General features: G+C 51.0%; 2 protein-coding genes. Both read right to left on the reverse strand.

The genetic code is table 11. The annotated features are described in order from the left end of the window. Window positions 1-120 precede the first annotated feature (120 nt). A complete protein-coding gene (gene istB / locus ACQ4MZ_RS31450) occupies window positions 121-870 on the reverse strand; it encodes an IS21-like element helper ATPase IstB (RefSeq protein ID WP_430852015.1) in 750 nt (249 codons plus the stop codon). Window positions 871-890: 20 nt separating this feature from the next. Continuing rightward, window positions 891-2,435: an IS21 family transposase gene (istA, locus tag ACQ4MZ_RS31455; RefSeq protein ID WP_430852016.1), complete on the reverse strand. Its 1,545-nt coding sequence runs from the start codon at window positions 2,433-2,435 to the stop codon at window positions 891-893. Window positions 2,436-2,531: the final 96 nt, after the last annotated feature.

Genomic DNA, 2,531 nt, shown 5'->3' on the forward strand with positions numbered 1-2,531 from the left:
TGGGTATTTCGGAGAAGTTGACCACCTGATTCCGTGGCAAATTGACCACCTAAATGTCTGGCGGCCGGTAGCAGAAAAAAGCTGCAGAAGCAGTTTCAAAATTAGTTAATTAAGGTCGTATTATTGGTAGCTGTTTTCGGGCTCTATTTTTTTCTTTCTTCTCATCGATTCCCCCCTCAGTTCTATGCGGTGTGCGTCGTGGACAATGCGGTCCAGGATAGCGTCGGCAATGGTTTTTTCACCAATCACTTCATGCCATTTGCTTACGGGCAACTGCGAAGTGATAATCAACGATGCTTTTCCGTGCCGGTCTTCGATGATCTCCATCAGGGCGGCCCTGCTCTGGGCATCGAAGGGCTGGATACCGAAGTCATCGAGCACCAACAGGTGCTGCCGTTCGATCCTGGCGATTTCCTTGATATAAGAGCCGTCGGCCTTGGCCATTTTCAAGCGGGCGAACAGTTTTGGGGTACTCGCGTAAAATACGCGGTACCCCTGGATGCAGGCTTGATGGCCGATGGCAGTTGCCACATAGCTTTTGCCGATCCCGGTGCTGCCGGTGATCAGCAGGTTCTCGTTGCGGGTGATAAAAGAGCAGTCGGCCAGGCGCATGACCTGGTTACGGTCCAGACTGCGATCGGCATGGTAATGGATATTTTCGACGATGGCTTTATAACGGAACCGGGCCTGGTAAATCTGCCGCTCCACGCGGCGGTTATTGCGGTCGTCCCACTCGGCGTCCACAAGGTACCCCAATAGCTCATCGGCCGTATAATCATTGGTTTTCCCGCTTTCCAGGCTGGTTTTGAAGGCATGGAACATGCCATAAAATTTAAGCTTGCGCAGCTTCTCCAAGGTGTCATTGTTCATTTTATGGATTGTTTAAAAGGTTACTGATAATATTCTTCGCCCCTGATATTGTCGTGGTTAGGCATCGGTAGCTCGTCGGCGAACAGGCTGTCCTCGTACTGGTCCATCTTCTTTTCCAGGATCATCTGGATGATTTTATAGTTGTAAATACCGTAGCTCAACGCGCGCTGGCATGCGCTGATCAGCCGTTGTTCGCCAGCCTTTTTTGCGAAGGACAAGATGCCGATGCAAGAGCGGTAGGCCTGCTCGGGATGCTGCTTACGGTCCAGTATTTTGAGGATATAAAGCCTGACGTCATCGTGGATCGAAGAGGCCCATTCGACGAACTTATCCGGGGTCCATTCGGTCAAAAAGCGGTGCGTGCTGGCCAGGTGCTCTTTATCGGTCGAGTAATTGTAGGGGCTTTTGACACGCTGGTGCAGGGCTATGCGCTCATAACGATAGTAGATCTCGACCAACGTGCCTGAGAACAGCAATTTTACCTTCTTGCCGATGAACCGGTACGGGACGCTATAATAATGCTTGTCGATGCTCAGGTTAACGTGCCCGTTTTTCATCACGGTCGCATGCGACTGCTTTTTGAACTCGTAGCGGAGCAGTGGCAGCGGCGAGAGAGCGCCGCGCTCGATCTCTTCGAATTGAAGCCTGCGGCTGTAATTACGGCCGCGTAGTAACTGGTTATTATGGACTTCCAGGGCCGCCCATATGGCTGCGTTTAGCTCGGAGAGTGAGTTGAAAACCTGTTTTCTTAAAGGCGCGTAGATACGGCTGTAAACGATTTTAACAGCACCTTCGACTAATGCTTTATCGCGTGGCCGGTAAGCCCTGGTGGGTAATATGGTCGTCCCGTAATGGTTGGCAAAGTCCTCAAAAGTCTCGTTCAGGGTAGGTTCATACCGGTTGCTCTTGGTGACGGCCGCCTTGAGATTATCCGGGACTACGGCCGCCGGAACACCCCCGATGTAATGAAAAGCATTCTCACAAGCCAGGATCAGATCTTCTTTTTGCTGGCTCATAACCGCTTCCACATAGGTGAGCTGGCTGGCGCCCAGGATAGCAATAAAGACCTCAACCTCAATCAATTCTCCGGTCTCCCTGCTTACAAAACTCATCTTTACACCGGCAAAATCGATATAGAATTTATCGCCCGCTTTATGGTCCTGGTGCATGACTGGGTTTACCCGGGCCTTCCACTGGGCCAGGTGGAAGCAGAACTGGCCGGGCCGCCGGGCGGTATAGCCAAAACCGTCAGGGAATTCCTTTTTGTAACTCTCCCAGAGCGAATAACGCGTCTCGCCGGTTTTTTTGAGCTCTTTATCTATTCGGGGAAAACAGCGCTGTAAGTTCAACAGCCTGTCCTGAGGCGGCATCTGTCTAACTGCACCGAAAAACTCGTCCAGTTCCTTGTCGTTCAGGTCGTTGATCTGCTCGAAAGTCAGCCCGCTCGCTTCAAAAGTAGCCATGTACTTCTTGGCCGTGTTGCGGGAAACGCCCGTTTGCTCAGCAATAAAAAGCTTGCTGCGCCCTTGACTGTACATCCTTAGGATCTGTCTTATCTTATTCATGCTGATAGTCGAATTAGCCATATTTTCCACGGTTGGTATCCGCCAAAAATATGGGTGATTCTACAGCATTTTTCCGCTTGACGGGGTGGTCAGTTT

The organism is Dyadobacter sp. BHUBP1 (assembly GCF_050587785.1).
Classification (GTDB): Bacteria; Bacteroidota; Bacteroidia; order Cytophagales; family Spirosomataceae; genus Dyadobacter.